Below are 20,558 nucleotides of genomic sequence, written 5' to 3' on the forward strand. Positions count from 1 at the left end.
GTAAAATTTATGTAAAAGTTTTTAATGCTAAATTGAAAAAACGATATATTAATGCTACATTAATTACGAATTTCGACATTTAGCCTTGGTACGTTATACTCTATTCTTCATGCGATGGACTTTTGAAGAAAGAAGAGCATAATGTAGCCGGAAACATTAGAAAATATGATACAGCGACTGAAAAAGGACGTGTAATGAAGAAAATAACGCCTCAAAATAAATTGAAAACTTTATTAGAAATATTGCTTGTTTCTACTAGCCTTGGACTTACATCTTTCGGAGGACCGACCGCACATCTAGGTTATTTTCATGAAGAGTATGTTCGCAAAAGAAAGTGGATGGATGAAAAAAGTTATGCAGATTTAGTTGCTTTATGTCAATGTCTACCGGGACCTGCGAGTAGTCAAGTGGGGATTGGAATTGGTGTCATGCGTGCAGGTATATTGGGAGGAATTCTTTCTTTTATCGGGTTTACTCTTCCTTCTGTGATAGCATTAGTCCTATTTGCATATATACTACAAGATTTAAATATGAGAGAAGCTAGCTGGATTCATGGTTTGAAAATTGTAGCCGTCGTAGTAGTAGCACATGCGATTTTAGGAATGGTTCAAAAGTTGATACCGGATTTACACCGGAAAGCTATTGCATTATTCTCTTTAGTGGGAACGCTATTATGGCAAACGGTTTTTACACAAGTAGCAGTCATTTGTTTATCCGGTCTGATCGGCTATTACATTTATAAAAAACAAGTGGACAATGATGAATCAAAACGAAACTTTCCAATCTCTCGAAAGGAAGGATTCATTTGTTTATCATTGTTTTTTGGGTTACTTATTTTCCTGCCAATCCTAAGAGAAATTACATCATTGAATTGGATTGCAATGTTTGATAGTTTCTACCGTTCAGGTTCTTTAGTGTTCGGTGGAGGTCATATTGTTTTACCTTTACTTGAGCGTGAATTTGTTCCGACAGGATGGATGGATCAATCTTCGTTTTTAGCGGGTTACGGTGCTACTCAAGCTGTACCTGGACCGTTATTTACATTTGCAGCATATATTGGTGCTATTATCAGTGGATGGCAAGGGGGATTCATTGCAACGATCGCTATTTTCTTACCAGCATTCCTTCTTATATTAGGGGCATTACCTTTTCGGTATCAGTAATGGTTGAGGAGGACAAACTTTTTGTGAAAGCTTGGACACGACAAAGATGGCGGAAAATGCTGTAATACATGTCAGTGTTCGAAATTTTAAAATGCACCTGAGGATGAGTTTTCCAAACGATTTTGATTCAAATCACCCTCAGTAACATTTTTCACGATTTATCTTCTATAGGAATCAATTCGAAAATACTCTCATCTTTTATAGAATCTACTAATTTTTGTAGCCATTTATAATAAGCACGCGATTCTTCTAATTGCTCATAAATCTGCTTTGCATGGGCTTTGATTTCTTCTGACTCTTCCTGATTATTCATCACTTCTCTCAATATTTTTTGAGACTTTCCTAATGCGTTCAAATTTATCTTTACCTCTCTTTCCCATTTATGAGAAAAGAAATGAGTGAAAAATTTAAAAAAGTCTTTTTCGGCTACATAAGTATGCTTTCTACTCCCTTTAGTAAAGGTCATTTTGACAATATCAAAGTCTTGTAGCTTTTTTACACTTGTGCTCATACTAGGTTTACTCATTCCTAGTCGTTCACGCATTTCATCTAAATTCATATCATCTTCAAAGTACATGGTTCCATATAATGTTCCTGCACTTCGTGTAACTCCATACAGATCCATTGTTTCAGCAATTGAATCAATTACGAATGTTTTTGCCTTTTCAATAGCCTCATATCCTTTATCGTCCATCTTATAAAAAACCTCCTAGTAGAGAAAAGTCAAATCGTTAAGAATATAAAGTTTATTTTGAACAATGTTTATATTAACGTATTACAGAAAAATGTCAAAAAAATACGTCGATAAATAAATTTTTTATACTTGATAATCCTTTATATGCCGAAGGGTTATAAAATTCTAAATTTAATTTTTATTTTGACAACATTTTTTGCGTATGTTACGTTAATTTTGTTAAAAACGTTAAGAAAAAACTTAACAAATTTAACTTAGTGATTTTCAAAGGAGTGATTGCATGTCTCTAAAAACAATGTATATAAACGGAGAGTGGGTAGAGTCCATTTCTGGAAAAACGAGAAACATCATCAATCCCTTTAATCAAGAAATCATTGCAACTGTAACTGAGGGAGACAAAGAGGATGCCAAGCTCGCGATTAAAGCGGCACGTGCAGCATTCGATCAAGGTGATTGGGCCAGTACGCCTGCGAATGAACGCGGAGAACTTGTTCAAAAGATTGCGGAGCTCATTCGCCGAGATAAAGAAGAATTGGCTAAGCTAGAAACCTTAGATACAGGAAAAACATTAATTGAAAGCCAAGCGGACATGGATGACATCGTCAATGTATTTCAATACTTTGCAGGTCTCGCTGATAAGTATGGCGGAGAGATTATCTCTTCTCCTATTCCTAATTCTCAAAGCCGAATTGTTCGTGAACCTGTTGGAGTTTGTGCTCAAATCACACCGTGGAATTATCCTTTACTTCAAGCAACATGGAAAATTGCGCCTGCGCTAGCTGCAGGAAATACAATTATTGTGAAACCGAGTGAAATTACGCCACTAACGACTATAAAAGTATTTGAATTAATGGAAGAGGCTGGTGTGCCAAACGGAGTAGCTAATTTAGTATTAGGTCCTGGATCGACAGTAGGTTCAGAATTATCTAGTAATCTAGATGTCGATTTTTTTTCTTTTACTGGAGGGATTGAAACAGGGAAGAGAATTATGCAAGCGGCTAGCAGTAATGTAAAGAAAATTGCACTTGAACTCGGCGGGAAAAACCCGAATATTGTATTTGCGGACGCAGATTTTGAAGTAGCAGTAGATCAAGCGCTCAACGCAATTTTTTATCATGCTGGCCAAGTGTGTTCAGCGGGAGCACGCTTACTAGTTGAAGAAAGTATTCACGATGAATTTTTACAAGCTGTTGTTAACCGTGCAAAAAATATAAAATTAGGAAACGGATTTGATAAAGATACGCAATGTGGCCCTCTTATCTCAATGGAACATCGTGCGAAAGTAGAAAGATATGTAGAAATTGGAAAGCAAGAGGGAGCACAATTAGTTCTTGGCGGGGAACGTCCAGAAGATCCAGAACTTCAAAATGGATTCTTTTATAAACCGACAATTTTTGCAAACTGCCATTCACAAATGCGAATTGTTCAAGAGGAAGTGTTTGGACCAGTTTTAACGGTGGAGCCTTTTAAAACAACAGAAGAAGTTCTACAACTTGCGAATGATACGATTTATGGGCTAGCAGGAGCTGTATGGTCAAAAGATATTGAGAAAGCTGAGTTTGTTGCTTCACGTCTTCGAATGGGAACGGTTTGGATTAATGATTTCCATCCATATTTTGCTCAAGCACCTTGGGGCGGGTATAAACAATCTGGTTTTGGACGTGAATTAGGAAGCAACGGGCTGGAAGAATATACTGAAATCAAACATATTTATCGAAATACGAAACCGGAAGCAATTAACTGGTTTAAATAAAGGAATGAAGAAAAAACAGGGGGTTGTCATGTATGAGTTTAAATATGAAAGTTGAACAGATGTATAAGTTCCATCAATTTGAGGTGCCTACAGCGATTAAGCATGGAATTGGATCTATTCGCCATATAGGAAAAGAAGTCAAAAATTTAGGTGTATCAAAAGTATTGCTTGTCACAGATCCTGGAATTTTTAACGCAGGTGTTGTTGATCCTGTTATGAAATATTTAAGGGAAGAAAATGTAGAGGTAGTTATATTTCATAAGGTTGAACCGAATCCGCCAGTACGTTTAGTTGCTGAAGGATCTGCTCTTTACAAAAAAGAAGGCTGCGATGGACTCGTTGCAGTCGGTGGTGGTAGTTCAATGGATACAGCAAAAGCGATTGGGGTGGAAGCAACACATGAAGGATCTATCTTAGAATATGAGGCAGCGGAAGGGAAAAAACCACTTGAGAATCGAATTCCACCATTGACAACTATTCCAACTACAGCTGGAACAGGCTCCGAAGTAACGCAATGGGCTGTAATTACAGATGAAGAGCGAGAATTTAAATTTAATACAGGGGGACCACTTATCGCTGCACATCTGACCATTATTGATCCTGAATTACATATATCTATGCCACCACATGTAACAGCTATGACAGGTGTTGATGCTTTAGCACATGCGATTGAATGTTATACAATGAAATATGCGCAGCCTATTACAGATGCGGTTGCATTAATGGCGATTGAGTATGCATCAAAATATATTTACCGCGCATTTGCAGACGGTGAAGATTTGGAAGCTCGTTACGGTATGGCACAAGCAGCAATGTTAGCAGGGCTATCTTATGGAAGTGAATCCGCAGGTGCTGCACATGCGATGAGTCAAACATTAGGCGGAATTATTCCGGTTGCCCATGGACAATGTGTTGCAGCTATGATGGGTCCAGTTATGGAATTTAACTGGAAAGGAAATCCTGAAAAGTTTGCACGTATTGCGCAAGCGGTAGGAATTAATACGCATGAATTATCGACTGAAGATGCAGCGAAAGCGGCAGTAAATTGGATGTATGATCTCGTAGAAAATCTAGAAATACCTACACTTGAAAAACAAGGTGTACCAGCTGATATGATTGAGCGCCTAGCCAAAGAAGCGATGAAAGACCCTCAAACGGTTGGGAACCCGCGTGACTTAACAGTAAAAGATTATGAATGGATATACAAAAGATGTTTTAATCTAGTTCCAAAAACTGTATAGAGGAAAAGAAACATAAAAGGATCTGCTTCTTATGAATGCAGGTCCTTTTGTTATAAGAGAAAATCTGTATTCATTATATGAAATGAAAAGGAATTTTTCTTTAATGGCTTGAAACGGTACTTGTTTCATTAAACTGGAAAGTTGAATAGAAAATCTATCCCCGCTTTATTTTTATTTCCACGATTAGGAATCGGTAAGACTTCTACCTCAAAATTCAGAGAGAAGCAAGGAAGATAGGTGAGGGCTAACAATCAGTGGAGGATGAAAAAAATGTACTGCTTCAAGGTTCACTTTATTATTATAACAGGCTTAAAAAATATTTTTAATTTGAGAATTTAAATCTTATTAAAGGTTACTTGAGTATACTTACTGACGTAAGGTAATAAAACATTTTTGCTTCAACTTAGATAAAGTGTAAATCAGAATACAATAAGAAGATTCTGACAATAAAAGATAGAATCTTTTCTTAGAATAAGTTTTTTTAAGTTGATGAATAATGAATATAAAAAGGAAGTTTAGGTGAAGAAAATGGGGGTATTTCGTTCATTATTTGGTAAGAAAGAAGAAATGAAAAAAGTAGAGGAGACAAAAACAATGTCAAAAGTATTATTTGTGAAAGCAAATGACCGTCCTGCAGATCAAGCAATTAGTTCAAAAATGTATGAAACATTTGTAAGCACGTATAAGGTAGCAAATCCGAATACAGAAGTGACAGAGTTAGATTTATATGAATTAAATCTTCCCTATTACGGAAATGATGCGATTGCAGGTGGGTATAAACGTAGTCAAGGACTAGAATTAACAGTAGAAGAAGAGAAAGCTGTTGCGACAGTTGATAAATATTTAAATCAATTTTTAGAAGCGGAAAAAGTTGTATTTGCCTTCCCATTATGGAACTTTACAGTACCAGCACCATTAGTTACGTATATTTCATACCTTTCTCAAGCTGGAAAAACATTTAAATATACAGAAAATGGTCCAGTAGGATTAGCTAGTGAGAAGAAAGTAGCTGTACTAGGTGCTCGTGGTTCTGATTACTCTTCTGAGCCAATGGCTTCTATGGAAATGGCTGTGAACTATGTGACAACTGTACTTGGATTCTGGGGCATTACAAATCCAGAGACAGTAGTAATTGAAGGGCATAATCAATATCCAGATCGCTCACAGCAAATTGTTGAAGAAGGATTAGAAAAAGTTAAGAAAGTAGCTGCAACATTTTAATTGAGAAGTAATGAAAGTAAAAAAATCAACATGGTTAGCCATGTTGGTTTTTTATATGTATGAGAACTGTTGTTTAGAAAAGAATCTCTATCCGAAAAATATATATGTATTTAAGAACATGAACAGTTTCCCATATCAGTCTCTCTTGAAATAATAAAGCACAAAATTTCCTTTTCAATGATATAAAGAAAGAAAACGAATTGTACGTTTGAAAGTCTGATTTACTTCCATATGAAAGTGGCGTTGGTAACTTTGTATTGCTTCTAGAAAGTTATGGATAGTAAAATGGACAACAAGAAACATGAAAAGGGAAATATGTGTAAGACAGCACCATTAAATTGTAAAAAAACAAAGAGTTTTACAGGGGAGGAGAGTATGTTGAGCATTTTTCAACATATAAAAACGTATCAATATTTTCCATTTCAGCCTGAGTTTGAAGGGATGGCAGACTATTATACAGAACATCGAGAAAAAAATATATGGAATCAAACAGTATTATTATTTTATCAATTTCGTCTAAAAAAAGATTTGCATCATGCTGTTTCAGTGGTTCCTGATGGGTGTATAGATATATTATTCGGTTGTAATGAACAGGATTGTTTTGCAAATATATGTGGAAGTGTCATTCGTAGTCGAATGATTCATCTGCAAGCTGGCAGTGAATACTTTGGTGTAAGGTTCCTGCCATATCAAGAGGTACTTCGTTCAAACTATATGGTAAAAGAAATAGTCGATAAAGAAGTACCTTTAATTGATATGATTTCTATTCAACATACAACTATAGAAAAAATAATACTTGCAGAAGGGTTTCAAGAAAGAGTGGGATTGTTTAAAGAGTTAATTGGTAAAGTTGTTTTTCCATCAGACGGTTCAATGAACATAATAGGACAAGTGCTAAATAAAATTTATGAATCAAAAGGAAATATGAACATAAGTCAGTTGGCGGGTAAGGTGGGATATTCAACGAGATATATACGGAAGCAATTTAAAGAATTTATTGGAATCTCTCCAAAACGATTTAGTCAAATTGTAAGATATCAATCTGCTTTAAATATGTTGCTTAAAATGAAGAACTTTACCATTTGGGATATCATCAATGAAAATGGTTATTATGATCAAGCGCATTTCATTCATGAATTTAAAAGTTTTGGCTCGTTAACTCCAAGGGAATATACTGAAAAGTTTTTTGGAAAGTTACGTTGTGACGCAGAGTAGTTGGTTAAATTATCAGAATGTTCCGTTTTTTACAATCAATATGGACGGTAATTGGCTATTATTTTCTTAAGTTTAGAGGGGGAGGGGATCGTATGTTAAAGACATATCAATTATTTATAAATGGCAAGTGGGTAGATGCGGTATCGGGAAAAACATTTGAATCCATTAATCCTAGTACGGGAGCAATACATGCCATTGTAGCAGAAGCTGGTAAGCAAGATATTGACTTAGCTGTAAAGGCTGCTCGCAATGCTTTTGAATCAGGAACATGGTCCAATATGGATCCGAGTGAACGAGGGAGGCTTTTATATAGAGCGGCGATGCAAATGAGAGATAAGTTAGATTTTCTTGCTGAGATAGAATCGATGGATAACGGTTTACCTATTAATGAGACAAAATACATTGCTATACCAGCAACGATTGATGTATTAGAATTTTACGCTGGCTTAGCAAATAAAGTACAAGGTGAAACATTGGCTTCACCAAAAAATCGTTTGAATTATACATTGAAAGAGCCACTTGGGGTAGTTGGGGCTATTGTGCCGTGGAATTTTCCGCTTATGCTTGCGATGTGGAAATTAGCACCAGCTTTAGCAGCAGGAAATACGATTGTTATTAAGCCAGCAGAACAAACACCTGTTAGTATTTTAGAATTAGCAAAAATTTTTCAAGAAGTCGGTATTCCAGACGGTGTAATAAATATTGTTCCGGGGTTTGGAGATGAAGCTGGAGATGCATTAGTAGCTCATCCAGAAGTTGACAAAATTGCTTTCACAGGTTCTACTCGTACAGGTCAACTCATTATGCAAACAGCAAGCAAGAAATTGAAACCGCTATCATTGGAGCTTGGAGGGAAATCACCGAATATCGTTTTTGAAGATGCCAATTTAGAAGATGCAGTAAATATGTCGGCCTTCGGTATTTACTTTGCACAAGGGCAAGTCTGTGCAGCAGGTTCGAGGTTATTTGTTCAGGAGTCGATTTATGATACATTTATGGATCTTTTTGTGAAAAAAGCGAAGTCTATTCGCATTGGAAATCCTCTTGAAAGGACAACACAAATGGGGCCACAAATTTCAGAAAAGCAGTTGAAGCAAATTGAACAATATGTAGCAGTTGGACTTGATGAAGGAGCTAATTTAGTAACCGGTGGTAAACGATATCTAGAAGCTGGAGATGGTTATTATTTTACACCAACTATTTTTGAAAATGTTAGCAACAAAATGACGATTGCTCGTGAAGAAATTTTCGGACCTTTTGTGTCGGTGATTCGTTTTAAAGATGAAGAGGATGCGCTAATGAAAGCAAATGATACGGTTTATGGACTTGCTTCTGGCGTATGGACAAACGATTTAAAACGAGCACATCGTATGGCGCGCAATATAAAAGCGGGAACAGTATGGGTTAATACGTATAGTTTTTTAGATAGTGCAGCGCCGTTTGGGGGCACAAAACAAAGTGGGTTCGGCCGAGAGCTAGGGGTGCAGGCAATGGAGATGTACACGCAGACTAAACATGTGTGGGTTGATTTAAATGAGAGAGCTTTAAACTGGTATGAAGGATAAATGATTATAGGAAAATCAGGGGCATCAATTGAATGATTGGTGGAAGTCATATTTTAGCTATAGCATGCAGGGAATAACAAGAGGGGGAAATGATATGAGTAAAATAGATTGGCCACAAGTATTAGAGTGGGATAAAAAATATATCATGAGAACTTTTTCGACCCAAGAAGAATATGAGCCGATTCCAATCGCGACTACAGAAGGCGATTATTTAATTTTGCCAGATGGCACAAAGTTGTTAGATTGTTTTAATCAATTATATTGTGTAAATGCTGGTCAAAAGAATGAGAAAATTAATAATGCGATTAAGGACGCTCTAGATCGATATGGTTTTTTACAAGATGCTTACGTGACAGATTATAAGGCAAAGGCAGCGAAAATGATTATTGAAGATGTATTAGGAAATGAAAGTTGGCCAGGGAAAGTTCGTTTTGTTTCTACTGGAAGTGAAGCGGTAGAGACAGCACTTATGATTGCTAGATTATACAAAAAGCGTCCCCTTGTTGTAACGAGAGAATATGCTTATCATGGCTGGACAAAAGGGGCTTCATCAATGACAAGGTTAAAGGGGAGTAAAAGTGGGGTGACGGAATCAGTTCCTGATTCACTTCCGCATCATGTACCAGCTCAAGACAGTGGACTTGTTGCCGTAGCACCTTCTCCTAATTGTATGCGCTGTTCACTTGGCCATAAATATGGTACTTGCCAGGATGAAAATGGTGAACTCGCTTGCGTGAAATATACGAGACGTATTATTGAAAATCAAGGGCCAGAACAAGTTGCAGCAATCATTACAGAAGTTACACAAGGAGCTGGCTCTGTTCAGCCGCCAGATGAGTATATTCCACAAATTCGTAAAATGACGAAAGAACTTAATATTTTATGGATTGCTGACGAAGTGCTGACAGGGTTTGGAAGAACAGGGGAATGGTTTGCATATCAGCATTATGATGTCGAGCCTGATATCGTATCAATGGCAAAAGGAATTTCTAGCTCAGCTATTCCAGCAGGTGCTGTCGTTGTAAGTAAAGAAATTGCGGAATTTATGGATCAATATCGATGGGAGACAGTTTCAACGTATTCAGGGCATCCAATCGCTATGGCTGCGGTATGTGCAAATTTAGAATATATAATGGAAGAAAATTTGGTAGAGAGAGCTGCAGCGGCTGGACAGTATATAAAACAAAAATTATTGGAGTTAAAGAAAAAACATCAATCAATTGGACAAATCGCTGGGTATGGGGTTTTATGGCTTGTGGAACTTGTAAAAGATGAGCAGATGACACCTTTTGTTGAAATAGATAGAAACTTTACTCATGAAGCAGACCCAAGTACGTTTCCTTCCAATATTATTAGAGAAAAAGCGATTGAAAAAGGAGTATTAATCGGTGGAGTAATGCCGAATACACTTCGTTTTGGAACCTCGTTAAATGTAAGCCGTAAAGACATTGATAAAGCTATAGATGCGCTTGATTACGCGCTGATTTATTTAGAAAGGCAAGTATTACAAATAAACTGAAAGAATAGGATAAAAGTATGAAGTAAGGATATTGATGGAGGAACAAAATGAGTAGGCGAAGTAGTTCTTCTTAAAGTTCAGAAGAGAAGTTATGTAAACGTAGCTTCTCTTTTTATATGTAGAGAAGTATGAACTTATGATTGAAAAGGAAAAATAGAATACATCATGTGTTATACGTAGTGGATTTTTAGAGAAGGATGTGTCGGAATGAAGAAGGATAAGAAATATACAGTCGTAGGCACTGACATTGAAGAAGTGAAACGATTAAATAAAAACTCAGGGTTAACATATAATCAAGTAAAAGAATTATTAGTGAAACAGATGAAAACAAAGCTATAAACATTATGTTTATGGCTTTGTTTATATTTGACCGGTATAAAGTAGAATTCCCCTTAGTGAGTGCTTCATTTTCCACTGATGATGAATTCTCGCCAAGCGAGCTATTTACGAAAAAGAATGTGTATAGATATCATGAATAAGTAATGAAAAGATAAAGAAAAAAGAGGATTCTTTTCAATTTATGAGAAAGATTGTCTACAGGAATTCATAATATGTAGTAATATGGCAATAGATAGACCTGTATTTCAATATATGAATATCAATCCATTGAAGGGGGAGAGTAATTTGTCATGATTCAAGTAAAAAACTTTTTTCAAAGTAGAGGATTTCAACGATTCATTGTATTCGTCATATTAGCGTTTTTATTATATGGATTAAAAAGTATGATTAATTTAATATTAATCACCTTTATTCTGACTTTTTTAATGGATCGATTTCAACGATTTATTTCAAACAAGTTAAAAATAAATCGAAAAGTAGTGATTGCTTGTTTATATAGTGTTTTAGTAACGTTTATTGTCACAACATTATATAAATATTTGCCGGTATTAACGATACAAATTTCTCAGTTAATTTATCAGTTTAAACTGTTTTTTCAGCATCCACCTGATAATGAGATCATTAAATATGTACTTTCAACAATTAATCAAATGGAAGTATCAAAATATATTGAACAAGGTGTAGATGTCATTTACCAGTCTGTGGCGAACATTGGAAAAGTTAGCTTGCAAATTTTATTATCTCTTATTTTAAGTTTATTTTTCTTGCTAGAAAAAGAACGAATTATTACGTTTACGTCTAAATTTAAAGAGAGTAAATTAAAGATTTTTTATGAAGAAATTGCCTATTTTTCTCAACGGTTTGCACGGTCATTTGGAAAAGTGATTGAAGCACAGTTTTTAATTGCGATCGTAAATTGTATTCTCACGGTCATTGCACTTGTTTTTTTAGGATTTCCCCAGCTTCTCGTATTAGCAATTATGATTTTTTTACTTGGCTTAATTCCTGTTGCTGGTGTTATTATTTCATTGTTTCCACTTTGTATCATTGCCTACAATATCGGTGGAATAATGTACGTTGTATACATATTAATTGTGATTACGGTTATTCATGCTCTTGAAAGTTATTTTTTAAATCCAAAATTTATGTCTGCAAAAACGAACTTACCCATTTTCTATACATTTATGATTTTAATCTTCTCAGAGCATTTTTTAGGAATATGGGGTCTTATTATCGGAATTCCAATCTTTATTTTCTTATTAGATGTATTTGAAGTAAATGATGAAGAATAGTTAAGAAATGAAAAGAATACGTATGTTTCCAGCGAACGAAAACACACCTAGACGTTTGAATGTATAAAAATACGTAAAAACGGACTCCCGAACATAAGCGAGAGTCCGTTTACTTAAAGGATATCGATGGAGAGTATTTAAGTACGATCAAATTGCTACTTTCATTTCTAGTATTCACTCTCTATTTTAACAAATTTACAAAAAACGCTTCATCCCCAAGCGTTTTTTGATTACGATACATGTAGCTGATTCTCGATTAAAGAACAGGAGCCATTGTTTCTTTTAATACTTGAACAGAATGATCGAATTGTAATTCTTCTTGCGCATTTAATTCAACTTCTAATACTTCGCGAACACCTTGGCGGTTTAGAACAGCAGGCACACCGATATAGACGTCTTTTTGTCCATATTGTCCATCCAAGTAAGCAGAGACTGTTAATACGCTGTTTTCATTGTTTAAAATTGCTTTTGTAATGCGCAACAGAGACATGCCAATGCCGTAATACGTAGCGCCTTTACGTTCAATAATATGATAGGCAGCATCGCGAACTTTAATGAAGATTTTATCTAATTCTTCTTGATTATGTTCATTATCTTTGTCTAAAATCGTTTGTAGTTTTTGAACACCAACTGATACGTGACTCCAAACCGGAAGTTCTGTGTCACCATGTTCACCAATGATATAAGCATGAATATTATGAGGAGCAACGTTGAAATATTCTCCTAACATATATCGGAAACGTGCAGAATCTAAAGTCGTACCAGAACCGATGACACGTTCCTTTGGTAATCCTGACTCTTTCCATGTTACATAAGTTAAAATGTCTACAGGATTCGTAGCAATTAAGAAGAGGCCATCAAATCCATTATCCATAATACTACGTACAATTTGTTTGAAAATTTTTGCATTCTTTTCAACTAAATCTAAACGAGTTTCACCTGGCTTTTGTGGTAAACCAGCAGTGATTACAACAAGGTCGGCATCTTTGCAATCTTCGTAGCTTCCTTTCCAAACTCTTGTCGGTGCTGGAGCGAAAGGAACCGCATGACTTAAGTCCATTGCTTCTCCTTCTGCTTTCGCTTCATTTACATCAACTAAACTAAATTCTTCAGCAACGCCTTGGTTAATCATACAGTAAGCATAACTACATCCTACCGCTCCAGTTCCCACTAATACAACACGATTAATACCTTTTTTCATATACCAATTCCTCGCTATTTCAATAATTTTGATATGTACAAATGGACTCTGCTTATACAGATTCTCATCTAGTTTATGACATTACAAAAAAGATATTCATTAGGTTCTTTGTTAAGCGATCATTATTCAGATGGTGTAATTGATATAGTTGCAAATAGTATGAGATAATGGGGGATGGGTACAAAGTGCGAGTGAGTCTAGAGTTCGAGTTACATACGAGGTGAATGAGACAGTTTCGTTTACAAAACATACTTCTTTTAATAAAATAATGAATATAAATCGTAATTATTACGTTTTGAGAAGATTAGAGTAGAGAAATGGATGGTCGATGAAATGAAAAAAGTAGAAATTCATATATTAGGTGGGTTTTTAGGAAGCGGAAAATCAACATTGCTTCAAAACCTATTATTAGCAGAAAAGAAAAAGAATAGAAAAGTTGCTGTTTTAATGAATGAAATAGGTGAATACTCAGTAGATACAGATATTATTGGGAAAGAGAATGTTTTAAGGGAGCTACTAAAAGGTTGTATTTGTTGTACATTAAAAGAAGAGCTTGAAATCCAGTTACATTCTTTATATCAACAAGAAAAGCCGGATGTCATTTACATAGAAACAACGGGAGTAGCTCACCCAATTGAAGTATTAGATGCATGTATCTCACCGATTTTAGCTCCTTTTCTTGAGGTGAAATCAATTATAGTCGTTTTAGATGGAGTAAGGTGGTTAAATCGAAGTGTATTAAGTGCAAACGTTCAGCAGTTATTACAAGAACAAATAAAATATGGAAGTCATATTCTTATAAACAAAGTAGACTTACTCACAGAAGAGGATAAGAACAAGCTTGTAGAAGAGGTACGGACTATAAATCAGCATGCTAAATTGTATGAAACAAAGTATTGTAATATATCTTTAGCTCATATAGAAAAAGCTGAGTTTAGAAGCAAGGAAGAGCATGAGACATTGCATGTGAAACAGCATTTGCATATTCAAACAATGACATATCAATTTACGACACCAATCGATCAAGAAAGATTATATGAATGGTTATCAACATTACCTGATTGTATTTATCGTGTGAAAGGCTTTGTGAAATTTCATGGGAATAAGTATCCACACTTATTGCAATATTCGTTTGGAGTACCAACCTTATTGGAACAAGACTTTGGCTTTCCAACTAATTTGGTTATGATAGGTGAGGGATTCAATCAAAATCAAATCAAAAAAGAATTAGAAATGGTAGAAAATCATGTTTAGGTGAAGAAATAGGTAGGAGTAGTTGTATGTAAAAAAAACTGAGTGGAGAGGAAGTCTCTATTGATGAAAGCTTCACTCTATATAAAAGCTACAAGTTATGAATAGAATGAAGTGTGTTCATAACTTGCAATGTTTAACTTGTGAAAGTCTGCAGTGAAAACATATAAGTTTAAACGAGAGGAGAGTGTACGAAGGGAATGCTATAACCGAGAAGCTCTCTTTCTCTAAACGAAGGAGGGAGTCCATTTAGAGTTAGAAGATGTAATAAACATATGTAAAAAAATATTTTTATAGCCAATTAACAAGGGAAAGAGACGTTTTACTAGAATACATAAAATGAATGTATGTGGTAAATCCATGAAGATAAGGGAGAGATAAAACAATGGCAATCAAAAGAGTTTTATCATTTTTAGCCGTACTCTTAATCGGATTAACAGGTTGCTCGATGATTGAAGGGGGGAAAAACTCCGTTGAATATGCACAAAAGACAACGGACTATATAAACGAAGTCAGTCAGTTTGCAAATGAGGCACCAGAGTTAGCGAAAAAAGCGATCAATGATAGCGCCTCAAGAAAAGAGTTAGAGAATAAGTTAGAAGAGATTCAAAAGGATATTTCAAGCTTTAATAAATTAACGCCGCCGGATGTAGCAAAAGAAATGCATGAGCAGATTGTTGGATATAATGAAACGTTAAGTACATGGATTGATGAAACAATGAAAAAGATTGAGAAAGGTAAAGTGGATCTAGAACAATTTAAAGATTCAGAGTTTATGCAGACAGTTCAACAAGTTCAAGAGTTAAAAAATAAGATTCAAAATATAGGGGAATAAGTGTAAGAGTACAAAAAAGTCCGTTTTCAATAACGGACTTTTTGTATGGCTATATTTATTATTGTATACAATAAATGACAACACCGATGACAATAATAAGGTTACCAATGAGCTTTCTTTTTGTAATTTTTTCGCCTAAGAAGTACCAGCTAAATACTAAAATAATAAGATAGCTTAGTGATTCTAAGGCAGATGCTTGTTTTAAAGGCAAGCCTTTTAATGCAATGACATTTAAGCCAGCATTCATAACAAACAAAGAATACCCGATCATAACATAGTGGTTGACATATTCTCTTAGTTTAGAGTCGTATTTTTGTAATGTTGCTTTTTTTAATAAAATCTGTGAGTAATTGGCTAAAATGATACCAAAAATAAATAGTAACATGTAATTATTCATCTTTTGTCACCACCACAATTCCAACGATAATAATAGCCGCACCAAGTATATGATTCCACTTGATTGTATCGCCGAATAGGAGAACAGACCATAGCATAGACCATAATATAATAATACCTCGGTGTGAGTATGCTCTAGATATTTCAAAGTGTTTAATGACTTGTTGCCAAATAATAGCATAGCCAAATAAAAATACGATAAGTCCGAAGTAGGCGACAAAAAAGCCAATAGATGCAATCGGGAATTTAGCTGCCCATTTCATATAAACCATGATAATCGAATATAGTAAGAAAGCAGCATGTAAAAAGATATAATTTTTTATAGTCGGTTTCATATATTCACTCTCTTTTACATGTAAATACATTAATTTGAAGCGAATGAATTTCATTATCTTCTTTATGATATAGAATGTTTGTCCATTCACATTCCAAAGTATATAGTATCATGTCTTATGTGGGAAAACAATATGAGGAAACAACTCTCTTTTTTCTAAAAGAAAGTTGTTTCCTCATAAATAGAATTCATTTCATGAAAACATGCTAAGCAAAATAAAAATGCTTAGCATGAGTAGATAATTAGAGAGTGATGTTAATGATTAGTTGAATTCAATAGCATCAATTTTACGATAATCAACTACTAAAATCTCTCCATTTCCTTTTGAAAAAGTTGCAAGGCCGCTTCTTCTATCAAATGAAGCAAAAGCATCAACTGCTTCTTCTAGGCCGTTGATAAAAACATCTTCTACATCTGTTCCAGGATTTAATCCTGAGAGTAATTCAAAGATCGGCCCTCTGTTACTACGATGTGCCATATCGTAATCCCTCCTTTTGTTAAGGTGTACTATATTCTATTAAATAACATGGTTTTGGTTTGTACATATCTTCTATTTTATAAAAAATGTGTAGAATAAATAGTTTACAATTGACCTGACGCAGTGTGTATGGTTTGTATTAGTATGTTAGGACTTTTTTACCTTGACGGTATGAAGGCATTGTTGATAAGGTTAAATCTGAAATGATAATTTGATAGATTAAAAGGAGTTTAGCGATGAAAAGGTTAAGGTGGGGAAGAGTAACAATACTATTAGCCGTTATTTTCGGTATATGTTGGTTCGTTTTCCATGAAGGTTTAGGAAAAGATGATAGAGATATTGCAAAAGCAAAAGAAAATCCTCTAATAGAAGGACCACCTCTTCAAGTGGCAGAGTTGCCAAAGTTGGGTGTATCGGAAAAAGTCATTCCGCAAAAATATCTCCCGGTTGTGGAAGCAAAAGCAGCGATTATTATTGATGCAAGCGATGGAGAAGTAATTTATCAAAATAATGAAAATGAAACGTTTGCTCCAGCGAGTATGTCAAAAATGATGACCGCATATTTACTTTTAGAAAATATACATAAGGGAAAAGTGCATTGGGAAGATCAAGTGAAAATAAGTGCAAAATCAGCACAAACGGAAGGTGCTAAAATTCCGTTACAAATGAATGATGTAGTAACGGTGAAAGATTTATTCCATGCTTTAATGATTCAATCCGCGAATAATGCAGCAGTTGCTTTGGCAGAACATATGGCAAAGACAGAAAAAAACTTTGTTCAAATTATGAATCAAAAAGCGAAGGATTTGGAACTTTCTAATAAAACGAAGTTTGCTAATGCGTCTGGTCTACAAGAACCAGATGGACGTGAGACGAAGATGCCAGCTGCTGATGTTGCAAAGTTGGCGTATCATCTTATTAAAGAGTATCCAGAAATATTAGAGGTAACACATTTACGTCGCAGCCAATTAGCTTTTAAAAATATTTCTGTTACAAGCACAAATGAAATGTTAAATACAGCCAATAAAAACCTTCATATAGAAGGAATAGATGGATTAAAAACAGGCTTTACTGATAGTGCAGGATATTGTTTCACAGGAACAGCAAAACAGGGAGATAAACGTATTATTACAGTTGTTATGGGAACAAAGAGTCAAACAAAACGGTTCACTGAAACACATAAATTAATGTCTTATGGATTTGAATTCGTTAATGAGAGAAAAGAACATGAAGAAACATCTTATTTGAAAAAGTGAACATCCTCGATTCACTAGAAATACATGAGACAGTCGCTAGTCGGGTAAAAAGAATTTGCAGCGTGAGAAAGGCGTATAAAAAAGAAGGTCTTCCAATTTTATATATGTAATTTTAGTAGGCTTATTCTTTTTATAAGAGCAGACTGCAGATTTATAGCCAGTGCCTATGTGAAGAATTTCGATACAAACAGGATTTGTTTTTTCGATAGTTCGTATATGAACGTTTTGAGATGAATCAATTGAAATTGAAAATGAATGCAAGGGAACGGTTAAACCTGCACCAGACTGCTTTACAAAACTTTCTTTTATAGTCCATAAGTGATAAAAGTAAGCCATTCGTTCAGGTTCTATTTTCGCCATTAAATCTTCATATTCTTCATAACAGAAGAAATGTTTTGCTATGCTATAGTCTATCGGTGCTATTTTTTCAATATCAATTCCGATCGGATGACAATCTATTGCACATACAATCCAATTACCAGAATGAGATATATTAAAATGAAAGGAAGGAAGATTTTCGACAAAAGGTTTTCCGTACGGTCCAACTTGAAATGTAATGTTGTGATTTGGGAGATGAAGTTCCTCTTGAATAATGAATCTGACAAAAATTTCACTAAGTAAGGAACGATGTTTATCCTTAGGAAAAACAAGCTGATTGATTTTTGTAATTCGTTCTGGTGAAATGTGCTTCATTAAAGTATGAAATTCGCTTGTTTGTAATAATCTGTCTATATGTAATGCGAAAACTTTCATTAACGATAGTTCCTTTCGAATGTATTAATATAATGAAAAAAGAATTACAGAAAATATGTAGTCCTTTTTTGTATAAGAAGATTCATAATTTATAAATGTTATCTTTGTTTATATCATTCCAATCGTGAGTCATAGCATATTTTAAATTTTTCTTTTTTTGTTCAATCGTTAGAATTTTTCGGAATGTTAATACGGATAATAGACACATACATGCATAGTAAATTTCATTGTGCTGTTTAGAATGTTGGTCAATCACGTAAGCCATGAATAAGAGCCTCCTATGGTTTCTATATGTAATAGTTATTTTAACATGTTTAAATTGTATCTTCTATAAAAAATCAAGAATGTATCATGAACGTTTTTTACGAAAATGTTCATGATGCACCTCCGCTTTCGCTCATGTAGAGGTAGAGGGGAGTGTCATTTAAACGAAAAGGTACTATGTTAAAAGAAATATAGTATTTCAAAATATTATATAGTTGATAAATCATTCGATTTTTGTCATGATGTAAGAGTGACTTATAGAATGAACTTTTTGAATGAGATAGCAATTGAATACGTTTAGTGATTGTTTCAACTTATCTTATCATCTCAAAAAAGTTCACACAAAGTTCACACAAAATTCACGTCAATGTTTTACAATAAACGACGTGTGAAAAATAAAGCTCTTGTCAAAAAATGAAACTTAATGCGCATTCAATTTTAAGAAAATTGTAGATTATTAAGTTCATTTTTTTAAAGAGGGTAGTAGGGAAAGGAAGTAAAAATAACTTATGAAGAAAGTAATTGCAGGTTTGGCAGCAGCATCCGTAGCTGGTGTAGCAGTTCCTGGAATGGACTCTGCTCATGCACAAGTTACATCTGATGCGTTAAAGGAAATCAATGGACAAACTCAACAACAAACAACTAAAACAAACAACGTATCTGAAACACCTTCTGAACTAAAATATACAGTAACAGCTGATGTATTGAATGTTCGTTCAGGGGCTGGTACAGAACATAACATTATTTCTAAAGTAACAGAAGGTCAAGTATTACAAGTAACTGGTGAAGAAAACGGTTGGTTTAAAGTAAATGTAAATGGTAAAGCAGGCTATGTAAGTGGCGATTTTGTAACAACTGGTGGAACAAAAGGTACTGCTGTTCAACAAGGAACAGGCAACTACACAGTGAATGTATCTTCACTTAATGTACGTACAGGCCCAAGTACATCTCATCCTGTTTTAGGTTCTGTACATAAAGGAAAAGTGGTACAAGTTGTAGGGGAAGTACAAGATTGGTTTAAGGTTAACTACAATGGTGGAACTGGATACATAAGTAAAGACTTCGTAACAAAAGGTGGGACAGCTGTATCTAGCCAAACAGAGAAACCAGCTGCAAACAATAGTGTGGCACTTCAAACTGGTGGAGCATATGTAGTAAATACAGGCGCTTTAAAAGTACGTACAGGTCCTGCTACATATAATGCTGTTATTGGTGGTGTAACAAGAGGTCAAGTGCTACAAGTAACTGGTGTAGAAAATGGTTGGTATAAAATAAATCATAACGGAAGAACAGGGTATGTAAGTGCAGACTATGTGAAATTCGTAAAAGGTGGAGCCGCGAATACAAATACAGGTGCAAGTCAAGAAACAACTCAAACACAAAAATCGGCTGCACCAACAGGTAATACATCATCAGTTGCCGCATTTGCAAGATCTTTAAATGGCTCTCCATATAGAACAGCTGGTACAACACCTGCTGGGTTTGACTGCAGTGGCTTTATTTACTATGTATTAAAACAAACAGGGCATAGCGGCCCTCGTCAAACAGTTGCAGGTTACTGGAGCTCTAAGACAAAAACAAGTAATCCACAACCAGGCGATTTAGTATACTTTGCCAATACTTATAAGGCTGGTCCTTCACACATGGGTGTTTATTTAGGAAACGGTCAATTCATTAGTGCAGAAACTGATGAAACTGGTGTAAGAATTAGTTCAGTAAATAACTCTTACTGGAGTAAGCATCTATTAGGGTATACAAAAGCATAATAAGAGATAGTATCATTATGAT

19 protein-coding genes and 1 pseudogene are annotated in these 20,558 nt (G+C 34.9%); 13 read left to right on the forward strand and 7 right to left on the reverse strand.

Features of this window, described 5'->3' with window-relative positions; genetic code table 11:
- Positions 1–194: 194 nt before the first annotated feature.
- Positions 195–1,151: pseudogene (gene chrA, locus MR059_RS02240) on the forward strand (chromate efflux transporter); the annotation flags it as partial.
- Positions 1,152–1,314: 163 nt separating this feature from the next.
- Here chrA and cudC read toward each other — a convergent pair.
- Complete coding sequence (gene cudC, locus MR059_RS02245; protein ID WP_012093965.1) at positions 1,315–1,857, reverse strand: choline uptake/conversion transcriptional regulator CudC; 543 nt, start codon at positions 1,855–1,857, stop codon at positions 1,315–1,317.
- Positions 1,858–2,137: 280 nt separating this feature from the next.
- On the opposite strand from cudC, the gene betB reads away from it, so the two are divergent.
- The 8 genes from betB (at position 2,138) to MR059_RS02280 (ending at position 12,002) form a co-directional block, all read left to right on the forward strand.
- Entirely contained in the window at positions 2,138–3,610 is a 1,473-nt protein-coding gene (gene betB, locus MR059_RS02250; RefSeq protein ID WP_242161477.1) for a betaine-aldehyde dehydrogenase, read from the forward strand.
- A 32-nt stretch (positions 3,611–3,642) separates the two neighbouring features.
- Positions 3,643–4,851, forward strand: a complete 1,209-nt coding sequence (locus MR059_RS02255; protein WP_012093967.1) for an iron-containing alcohol dehydrogenase — start codon at positions 3,643–3,645, stop codon at positions 4,849–4,851.
- A gap of 528 nt (positions 4,852–5,379) precedes the next feature.
- A complete protein-coding gene (locus tag MR059_RS02260; protein WP_242161501.1) occupies positions 5,380–6,072 on the forward strand; it encodes an FMN-dependent NADH-azoreductase in 693 nt (230 codons plus the stop codon).
- A 378-nt stretch (positions 6,073–6,450) separates the two neighbouring features.
- Complete coding sequence (locus MR059_RS02265; RefSeq protein ID WP_157671205.1) at positions 6,451–7,287, forward strand: helix-turn-helix domain-containing protein; 837 nt, start codon at positions 6,451–6,453, stop codon at positions 7,285–7,287.
- Between the two features lie 92 nt (positions 7,288–7,379).
- Positions 7,380–8,852 (forward strand): aldehyde dehydrogenase family protein, encoded by a 1,473-nt coding sequence (locus MR059_RS02270; protein WP_048722779.1) that lies wholly within the window; start codon positions 7,380–7,382, stop codon positions 8,850–8,852.
- A gap of 94 nt (positions 8,853–8,946) precedes the next feature.
- Complete coding sequence (locus tag MR059_RS02275; protein WP_048722781.1) at positions 8,947–10,371, forward strand: class-III pyridoxal-phosphate-dependent aminotransferase; 1,425 nt, start codon at positions 8,947–8,949, stop codon at positions 10,369–10,371.
- A gap of 207 nt (positions 10,372–10,578) precedes the next feature.
- On the forward strand, positions 10,579–10,710 hold the full coding sequence (locus MR059_RS21765; protein ID WP_012093972.1) for a hypothetical protein: 132 nt from the start codon (positions 10,579–10,581) through the stop codon (positions 10,708–10,710).
- A gap of 290 nt (positions 10,711–11,000) precedes the next feature.
- Positions 11,001–12,002, forward strand: coding sequence for an AI-2E family transporter (locus MR059_RS02280; protein WP_012093973.1), 1,002 nt, complete (start codon positions 11,001–11,003; stop codon positions 12,000–12,002).
- 256 nt (positions 12,003–12,258) lie between these two features.
- Here MR059_RS02280 and MR059_RS02285 read toward each other — a convergent pair whose 3' ends face one another.
- A complete protein-coding gene (locus tag MR059_RS02285; protein ID WP_242161479.1) occupies positions 12,259–13,203 on the reverse strand; it encodes an L-lactate dehydrogenase in 945 nt (314 codons plus the stop codon).
- 333 nt (positions 13,204–13,536) lie between these two features.
- Here MR059_RS02285 and MR059_RS02290 point away from each other — a divergent pair, with 333 nt between their 5' ends.
- Together MR059_RS02290 and MR059_RS02295 are read left to right on the forward strand one after the other, a co-directional pair.
- Positions 13,537–14,457 carry a CobW family GTP-binding protein gene (locus MR059_RS02290; protein WP_041810325.1) on the forward strand — a complete coding sequence of 307 codons (921 nt, stop codon included), beginning with the start codon at positions 13,537–13,539 and terminating at the stop codon, positions 14,455–14,457.
- Positions 14,458–14,839: 382 nt separating this feature from the next.
- On the forward strand, positions 14,840–15,289 hold the full coding sequence (locus tag MR059_RS02295; protein ID WP_012093976.1) for a DUF6376 family protein: 450 nt from the start codon (positions 14,840–14,842) through the stop codon (positions 15,287–15,289).
- A gap of 58 nt (positions 15,290–15,347) precedes the next feature.
- Here MR059_RS02295 and MR059_RS02300 read toward each other — a convergent pair whose 3' ends face one another.
- The 3 genes from MR059_RS02300 to MR059_RS02310 all read right to left on the reverse strand — a co-directional run bounded on the left by MR059_RS02300 (position 15,348) and on the right by MR059_RS02310 (position 16,497).
- Entirely contained in the window at positions 15,348–15,686 is a 339-nt protein-coding gene (locus MR059_RS02300) for an EamA family transporter (RefSeq protein ID WP_012093977.1), read from the reverse strand.
- Complete coding sequence (locus MR059_RS02305; protein ID WP_041810327.1) at positions 15,679–16,020, reverse strand: EamA family transporter; 342 nt, start codon at positions 16,018–16,020, stop codon at positions 15,679–15,681. Before MR059_RS02305 ends, MR059_RS02300 begins: the two co-directional genes overlap by 8 nt.
- A 261-nt stretch (positions 16,021–16,281) precedes the next feature.
- Complete coding sequence (locus tag MR059_RS02310; protein WP_012093979.1) at positions 16,282–16,497, reverse strand: hypothetical protein; 216 nt, start codon at positions 16,495–16,497, stop codon at positions 16,282–16,284.
- A 236-nt stretch (positions 16,498–16,733) separates the two neighbouring features.
- Between MR059_RS02310 and MR059_RS02315 the strand changes: the two genes are divergently transcribed.
- Positions 16,734–17,753 carry a D-alanyl-D-alanine carboxypeptidase family protein gene (locus tag MR059_RS02315; RefSeq protein ID WP_048722787.1) on the forward strand — a complete coding sequence of 340 codons (1,020 nt, stop codon included), beginning with the start codon at positions 16,734–16,736 and terminating at the stop codon, positions 17,751–17,753.
- A gap of 36 nt (positions 17,754–17,789) precedes the next feature.
- Here the strand turns inward: MR059_RS02315 and MR059_RS02320 are convergent, their stop codons facing one another.
- Together MR059_RS02320 and MR059_RS02325 are read right to left on the reverse strand one after the other, a co-directional pair.
- Entirely contained in the window at positions 17,790–18,506 is a 717-nt protein-coding gene (locus MR059_RS02320; RefSeq protein ID WP_012093981.1) for a 4'-phosphopantetheinyl transferase family protein, read from the reverse strand.
- 82 nt (positions 18,507–18,588) lie between these two features.
- Positions 18,589–18,771 (reverse strand): hypothetical protein, encoded by a 183-nt coding sequence (locus tag MR059_RS02325; RefSeq protein ID WP_242161481.1) that lies wholly within the window; start codon positions 18,769–18,771, stop codon positions 18,589–18,591.
- 508 nt (positions 18,772–19,279) lie between these two features.
- Here MR059_RS02325 and entFM point away from each other — a divergent pair.
- A complete protein-coding gene (gene entFM, locus MR059_RS02330) occupies positions 19,280–20,536 on the forward strand; it encodes an enterotoxin EntFM (protein WP_048722792.1) in 1,257 nt (418 codons plus the stop codon).
- Positions 20,537–20,558 lie beyond the last annotated feature (22 nt).

The sequence above is a fragment of the Bacillus cereus group sp. BfR-BA-01522 genome (assembly GCF_022662635.1).
GTDB lineage: Bacteria > Bacillota > Bacilli > Bacillales > Bacillaceae_G > Bacillus_A > Bacillus_A cytotoxicus.